Genomic DNA, 6,371 nt, shown 5'->3' on the forward strand with positions numbered 1-6,371 from the left:
CTGACTGGACAGTACTCGTCACATGCCGTGACCATGGGGGTGGGAGGTGACGGACGTGGTCGATGAGTCGTCGGACAGTCTGCGGACGTTCGGAGCGGTGGTGCAGGCCCTGCGGGAACACGCGGGGCTCAGCAGGGTGGAGTTCGCGCGCCGGGTGCGGTTCTCCAAACATACGGTGGCGTCCGTGGAGTTGGGCAGACGGATGCCGGATGTCTTCTTCGTGGAGCGGGGTGAGGAGGCCACGGGCAACACGGGGGCATTGCGGAAGGCTTCGGCTCATCTGGTGCGGCAGCCGGGGTTGGCGGCGTGGTTTCGCCGGTGGGCTCAGTTGGAAGGGATGGCCATCGCCCTGTGCACGTATGAGTGCCGGATGGTTCCTGGCCTGTTGCAGACCGAAGCGTACGTACGCGCTCTGTCCACGGCGGCGGTGCCACCGTTGGGTGACGACCAGATCGAGGAACGGTGGGCCGCTCGGGCCGAGAGGCAGAAGTTGCTGCGGGAGCGCCCGAACACCGCGTTCAGTTTCATCCTGGAAGAGCATGTGTTCCTGCGTCGCACGGGTGGCGCCGAGGTGATGCGCGGACAGATCGATCACATCTTGGACATCGCCGAACTGCGGAACGTCCAGATTCAGGTCATGCCCCTGGTACGGGAGACGCACGCCGGGTTGCAAGGGCCCATCCACCTGCTGGAGACGCCCGAGAGCGAGTGGCTCGCCTATAACGAGGGGCAGAAGAGCGGCCAGTTGATCACGGACCGAAAAGTAGTCAGCGTGCTGCAGAAGCGGTATGCCAGTATGCGTTCGCAGGCTCTCACCGTCCCGGACTCCGTGAGCCTGCTGCGGCGGATGCGAGGGGATCTATGAGTACCGACCAGCTCGCCTGGTTCAAGTCCAGCTTCAGCAGCAGCAGCGATGGCGACTGCGTCGAAGTCGCCCTCACCTGGCGCAAATCCAGCTACAGCAGCAGCGGGTCCGGCGACTGCGTAGAGATAGCCCCCCTCCCCCAGACCCTCCACGTCCGCGACTCCAAGGACAAGGACGGCCCCCGCCTCACCCTCTCCCCCGCCGCCTGGCGCGACTTCCTCACCCGGTTGTCTGCTGACGGCTCCGGCGTTCTTTGCGCTGGTGTGCCAGGAGGCCCAGGAACCCGGCGAGGAAACCGCTGATCAGTCCGGAGACGGCGTGGTTGACCGCGTTCGCCGCCGCGTCGGAGGGCATGCCGACCACGAGATAGTTGGCCAGAGCGCTCATCACCGCCCCGATGACTCCTCCGATCACGCCGCTGATCACCGCCCCGGAGGCCGCCGGCTTGCTGCTGGTGGTGCTGTCAGAGAACGGCATCATCATTGATCCCTTTCAGGAGTGGTGGTCGGAGCGGACCGGGACCCGCATGAGGTCCTCGCCGAGGACCATGCCGCCGTGGAAGTCGGCCGAGCGGGCGCTGGCACGCAGCGACTTGCGCCACTGCGCGTCGGACCGCACGGTCGGATCCCCCGGCGTCAGGTGGCTGGCCATGAGGGTCCGTACGCCCGCCTCGGCGGCGATGCCGCCGAGCAGCGTGACGTCGGTGTGCACGGCGCGGATGTGGTCGATCGTGGCCGTGGGATAGCCCAGCTCGGGCAGCGCGGCCATGTCCGCCGCCTCGTGCACCAGAACGTCCGCCCCCTTGGCCAGGCGGGGAATGTTGGGCGTCGGCCCGGTGTCGCCGGAGAAGACCACGCTGCCGTACTCGGTGTCGAACCGATAGGCGTACGCCGGGTAGACCGCCCCGTGCGGTACCAGGATCGCCGACACCTTGACGTCGTCGTTCTCCATGACGGTGAACGGCGCCATGCCGGTCGGCGCCGTGTTCGCCGACGACGCGCCGACCGAGTCGGGCGGCATGATCTCGTGGACGTCGAGCAGCGTCGCCGGGTCCACGCCGAAGTGTTCGGCGAGGAAGAACGTCGTGGAGGCGGCGGCGGAGCGGTTCGCGAGCCGGGTCAGCTCGGCGAGTCCGGGGGTGGTGGCGCCGGCCGAGTCCGTGAGGAGGGAGGGGAGGCCGGACGGTCCCGGGCCGTACACGTCGACCGCCGACTGGAAGCCCTGTTCGCCGGTGACGCCGGCGCACAGCAGGGGGAAGGAGAAGTAGTCGGCGGTGTGGTCGGCGTGCAGATGGGTGAGGAAGATGCCGGCCAGTGACGGCATCGAAAGACCGGCGCGCATGTACTGGCTCACGGCGCCGCGTCCGCAGTCGACGACGTAGGTGCGTCCGTTGACGACGAGCGCGCTGGAGATGCCGAACCGGGCGGCCAGCGGCGGCGGGCCGCCGAGCGTCCCGAGCAGGGTGAGCGACAGCCGTTCGGAACCGGCCGTACCGGTGGCGGCGGTGGACGCGCCGGCAGTCGTCACCAGGCCGGGCAGGCCACCGGCCGTCACGGCCGCGGCGGACGCGGCGAACGCCCCCATGACGCCGCGGCGCGACAGGCCCCGGCGCTCGGCCGGGGCGGCGGCCCCGGCCGGGTCGGAGCAGGATGTGGTTGCGGGCAGGTCGCACATGGACAAGGGACTCCTTGCTCGTGGGCGCCAGCCAGGTCGTGAGGACGACAGGATGGACACCGTTGGCCACTGATCGTGTGCGCAGAACAGTGCTCATCGGACCGGGGTCTGGGCAAGAAGGACCTGGCTAGGTACCGTTCGGAAAGTCCTAAGAGTGCAGGTCATCGGGCAGGTCGGCCCGGTCGGGAGCGGAGGGGAAGCCGTGGACGTGTCCGCCCACGCCTTGCGCTACTTCGTGGCGCTCGCCGAGGAGGGGCAGGTGGGGCGGGCCGCGCAGCGGCTTCACCTGGCCCCGCCGTCACTCAGCCAGCAGATCAGCCGCCTGGAGCGGCTGGTGCACGCGCGGCTGTTCACGCGGACCCAGCGGGGGGTCGAACTCACCGCTGCCGGCAGGGAACTGCTGCCACTGGCACGGGCCGCCACCCAGGCGCACGAGGCGGTGGCCCTGTGGGCCGCGGGGCAGGCCGCCGCGCCGCCGGGCGAGGTCCGGGTCGGGGTGTTCGCCGCCGCGGCCGACGAGCTGCGGGCGGCGGTCATCGCACGGATGGCCGAGCGGCACCCGGAGGTGCGGGTGGTCACCCGCCGGACCGGCATCGACGGTGCCCTCGCGGCGCTGCGCGCGGGCAGCCTGGATGTGCTGTACCTGCCCGAGCCGCTGCCGCCGGTCGGGCCGTCCGTGCGGTGGGTCACGGTCGGGCGGCAGCCGCGCCTGCTCGGTGTGCCGTCCGGTCACCGGCTGGCCGGCCGCGACGCCGTCAGCATCGAGGAGACCAATACCGAAGTCTTCCTCGGCATCGCCGACGCACCGGAGGTCGCGACGGACTGGTGGCTGGTCGACCCGCGGGCCGACGGCTCCCGTCCCGCCCGCGGCCCGCGGGCCAGTGACTTCGACGAGTTGCTGGACCTGTGCGCCGCCGGGCGCGGGCTGTGCATCGCGGCGTCCTCGGCGGCGTCGCACTACCAGCGTCCGGGCGTCATCTTCGTCCCCCTGAGCGATGTCGAGGAGGCCCGTACGGCGCTGTGCTGGCAGCCCGGCCAGCGCGACCCCGGCGTCCTCGCGTACATCACCACCGCCCGGGAGCGCGCCGCCGCGTCCTAGGCTTCCGGCGCGACCCGGCGTGCCGTGGGGCGCCGGAGCCGGTGTGGAGACAGCCACCCGGCCTGGGAGCTCTCCCTCCACCACCTCCCCACCCCCCTCCAAAACGCATGACACTTCAACCCGAAGTGTCATCCATTTCCAGGACTCGTCCGGGCGCCCACCGTCTCGACTGTCCCGCATGTGGTTCAGAACGTCTTCCGTCACATCGCCCCGCCCCATGTCCGGACACGTCTTTAGTCGAGGCGCCCACCCACCGCTGGCCGCCGAGACGGCCCGGCGCGCAGGCGAGACACGAGCGCGCGACCATCACGCCGGACACGGCCCGGCCCACCCAAGGGCCCGTCGCCGCCGGGGACCCCGTTCCGTTCCCCCCAGTCACACCCTCGACGCCCTCGACGCCCTCAACGCCCCCAGAACCACCGGCGCGTCGCGCCGCCGCGTGGCCACGAGTACCGTCTGCTCCCCGTCCCGGCACTCGACGGCCACGCCGGTCCACTCGTACATCTGGAACCAGCCCTCGGGATCCTCACCGATCCGGAAACCCCGTACGCCTTCCACCACCAGCGTCCCCGGCAGCTCCTTGAGGGCGAAGCGGCCCGCCGGGTCCGGCGTCGCCGCCGGGCGGCCGTCGCCGACCACCACCCGGCGCCCGGCCGGCGCGACCGGGACGATGTCCCCGGTGCTCCCCGCCCTGCGCAGCCGCCGTGCCGCCGCCAGCCACACGAACAGGCCGCTCACGGCCGCTGCCCCCGGCGCCCCGCCCGCCGCCACCAGCAGCACCCCCGGCACTCCGCTGCCGAGCGTGCTCGCGAAAAGGCTCCACGCGCCCCACAGCACGGCGGTCGGCCATGCCGCCGCGACGACCCACACGTACCGCCCAGCGGCATCCGCCAGCCACCGCGCGGGCCGGCGCAGGTGGCCTGCCGGAGGCCGTCGGTGCCCATGCTCACCGCGCGGATCTCGCCGCGCCAGTAGGTCACCGTGACGCGGTCGCCGGGCTCGACGGACCGGTAGACAGGGCCGGCGGGCTCGTCCATGCGAACGCGGCGCGCGGTGTCCGAGCCGGACACGACGAGATGGAGCCAGTCCCGGTCGCGGACGCGCCGCCACCGTGCTCCTTCTGCTCCACCGTGGCCGCTACGGACGTCGTGCAGTCGTCCGCGCGGGTACGCAACCGCGCCCGGGTGAGGAAGCGCGGGGTGCCCGGAAGGCGGCCGTCCGCCTGTGACCGGTCCGGGACTTGACATCCCGTCACTTTGCCCAACTCACAGCCCGCTGCCAGGCGACCTCCTTACGGTGCCGTGCCCATGACAGAAAACACCAACCCCCACACCACCAACCCCCACATCCGGCGCCGCACCGTCCTCCTCGGCACCGGTGCCACCGCCGCCGCCCTCACCGTCGGCGCCACGACCGCCGACACCAACGCACCGCAGACCCCCACGACCACCCCCGTCGCCGCCGCGGCCGTCTGCACCCTCACCAAGGAGCTGACGGAAGGCCCGTACTACCTCGACGGCGCACTCGTACGCGCCGACCTCACCGAGGACAAACCCGGCATCCCGCTGGAACTGGTCCTCACCGTCGTCGACGACGCCACCTGCGCCCCGCTCAGCGAGGCGCTCGTGGAGCTGTGGCACTGCGACGCGCTCGGCGAGTACTCCGGCTTCGTCGGCAACAACGGCCACAACGAGCCCGACAACGGCACCTTCCTGCGCGGCGGCATCCTCACCGGCAGCGACGGTGTCGCCCGCGTCAGCACCCTCTACCCCGGCTGGTACCGCGGCCGGTGCGTGCACATCCACGTCAAGGTGCACACGGACGTCACCCTCACCTCGGACGGCTCGTTCAGCGGCGGGCAGGAACTGCACACCGGGCAGCTCTTCTGCGCCGAGGCGATCACCACCGCGGTCGCCACCGTCTCCCCGTACTCGACCAACACCGTGCCGCGCACCACGCTCGCCCAGGACGGCATCTACGGGAACGGCGGCGCCGCGGCCGGCCTGATGACCGTGACCGGCTCCACCACGGCCGGCTACACCGCCACCCTGGCCCTGGGCGTCGATCAGAGCTGAGCCGCGCCACCGGCCAGGGTCAGCAGTTCCCGGTACACCTCGGCCACGATGTCCTCGAAGGACCGCTGCTCGCCGTCACCCACCCAGCGCGTGAAAGCGATGCCGAACACCGCGACGGCCGTCCGGGCCGCCACGGTGGCCGCGAGATCGGCCACGCCACGCGCACGGAGGGTGTCGGCGAGCGTCGCGCCGAGGTCGGCCATCTTGCGCAGTTCACGCTCCTGAAGAGCGGGGTTCTCGTCGATCACGGCCTGGCGCATACGGGCCTGGGGCCGGCGCTCCGCCGGGAAGTACGACGCCCCGGACCGCAGCGCGCGGGCGACGGTGTCGAGGGCGGACGCGTCGGGCGGCGCCGCGCGCACCCCGTCCAGGAACGCCTGGGCCAGCGGGTGCTGCCCGTGGAAGAGAACCTCGCGCTTGTCACTGAAGTGCCGGAAGAACGTCCGCTCGGTCAGCCCGACGGACTGCGCGATCTCCGTGGCGGTCGTGCGCTCGTAGCCGCGGGTCGCGAACAGTTCCAGCGCGGCCGCCTGCAGCCGCTCCGCGGTCCCGGGTTTCCATCTCGCCATACGAGGAGTTTAGACACGGCGCGCCTAGTGATGACAGCGACTGACGTTCAGGCGTACAGTGATGTCTGTGACTGACGTCAGTCACAGAC

The 6,371-nt window shown here is 71.5% G+C and carries 8 protein-coding genes; 4 read left to right on the forward strand and 4 right to left on the reverse strand.

What is annotated here, in order from left to right:
• Window positions 1-46 precede the first annotated feature (46 nt).
• Together ACTT8P_RS21530 and ACTT8P_RS21535 are read left to right on the forward strand one after the other, a co-directional pair.
• Complete coding sequence (locus tag ACTT8P_RS21530) at window positions 47-865, forward strand: helix-turn-helix domain-containing protein (RefSeq protein WP_442833326.1); 819 nt, start codon at window positions 47-49, stop codon at window positions 863-865.
• Window positions 862-1,167, forward strand: coding sequence for a DUF397 domain-containing protein (locus tag ACTT8P_RS21535; protein ID WP_442833327.1), 306 nt, complete (start codon window positions 862-864; stop codon window positions 1,165-1,167). Before ACTT8P_RS21530 ends, ACTT8P_RS21535 begins: the two co-directional genes overlap by 4 nt.
• Here the strand turns inward: ACTT8P_RS21535 and ACTT8P_RS21540 are convergent.
• Together ACTT8P_RS21540 and ACTT8P_RS21545 are read right to left on the reverse strand one after the other, a co-directional pair.
• Complete coding sequence (locus ACTT8P_RS21540; RefSeq protein ID WP_442833328.1) at window positions 1,085-1,342, reverse strand: hypothetical protein; 258 nt, start codon at window positions 1,340-1,342, stop codon at window positions 1,085-1,087. The two genes, ACTT8P_RS21535 and ACTT8P_RS21540, sit on opposite strands and share 83 nt — an antisense overlap.
• Window positions 1,343-1,357: 15 nt before the next feature.
• Window positions 1,358-2,539 (reverse strand): MBL fold metallo-hydrolase, encoded by a 1,182-nt coding sequence (locus tag ACTT8P_RS21545; RefSeq protein ID WP_442833329.1) that lies wholly within the window; start codon window positions 2,537-2,539, stop codon window positions 1,358-1,360.
• 202 nt (window positions 2,540-2,741) lie between these two features.
• Here ACTT8P_RS21545 and ACTT8P_RS21550 point away from each other — a divergent pair, with 202 nt between their 5' ends.
• The gene (locus tag ACTT8P_RS21550; protein ID WP_442833330.1) at window positions 2,742-3,638 is read left to right on the forward strand and encodes a LysR family transcriptional regulator; all 897 of its coding nucleotides are present in this window, start codon (window positions 2,742-2,744) and stop codon (window positions 3,636-3,638) included.
• Between the two features lie 375 nt (window positions 3,639-4,013).
• On the opposite strand, the gene ACTT8P_RS21555 is transcribed toward ACTT8P_RS21550, so the two are convergent.
• Complete coding sequence (locus ACTT8P_RS21555) at window positions 4,014-4,508, reverse strand: hypothetical protein (protein ID WP_442833331.1); 495 nt, start codon at window positions 4,506-4,508, stop codon at window positions 4,014-4,016.
• A 437-nt stretch (window positions 4,509-4,945) separates the two neighbouring features.
• Between ACTT8P_RS21555 and ACTT8P_RS21560 the strand changes: the two genes are divergently transcribed.
• Window positions 4,946-5,713 (forward strand): intradiol ring-cleavage dioxygenase, encoded by a 768-nt coding sequence (locus ACTT8P_RS21560; RefSeq protein WP_442833332.1) that lies wholly within the window; start codon window positions 4,946-4,948, stop codon window positions 5,711-5,713.
• On the opposite strand, the gene ACTT8P_RS21565 is transcribed toward ACTT8P_RS21560, so the two are convergent.
• Window positions 5,704-6,282 carry a TetR/AcrR family transcriptional regulator gene (locus ACTT8P_RS21565; RefSeq protein WP_442833333.1) on the reverse strand — a complete coding sequence of 193 codons (579 nt, stop codon included), beginning with the start codon at window positions 6,280-6,282 and terminating at the stop codon, window positions 5,704-5,706. The genes ACTT8P_RS21560 and ACTT8P_RS21565 overlap by 10 nt on opposite strands.
• Window positions 6,283-6,371: the final 89 nt, after the last annotated feature.

The sequence above is a fragment of the Streptomyces sp. JW3 genome, assembly GCF_052216785.1.
Taxonomy (GTDB): Bacteria; Actinomycetota; Actinomycetes; order Streptomycetales; family Streptomycetaceae; genus Streptomyces.

Bases quoted from the DNA above. Each gene is read 5' to 3' on its own strand.
- ACTT8P_RS21560 (WP_442833332.1), top strand. From the start codon at position 4,946: ATGACAGAAAACACCAACCCCCACACCACCAACCCCCACATCCGGCGC.
- ACTT8P_RS21535 (WP_442833327.1), top strand. From the start codon at position 862: ATGAGTACCGACCAGCTCGCCTGGTTCAAGTCCAGCTTCAGCAGCAGC.
- ACTT8P_RS21540 (WP_442833328.1), bottom strand. From the start codon at position 1,342: ATGCCGTTCTCTGACAGCACCACCAGCAGCAAGCCGGCGGCCTCCGGG.
- ACTT8P_RS21565 (WP_442833333.1), bottom strand. From the start codon at position 6,282: ATGGCGAGATGGAAACCCGGGACCGCGGAGCGGCTGCAGGCGGCCGCG.
- ACTT8P_RS21545 (WP_442833329.1), bottom strand. From the start codon at position 2,539: ATGTGCGACCTGCCCGCAACCACATCCTGCTCCGACCCGGCCGGGGCC.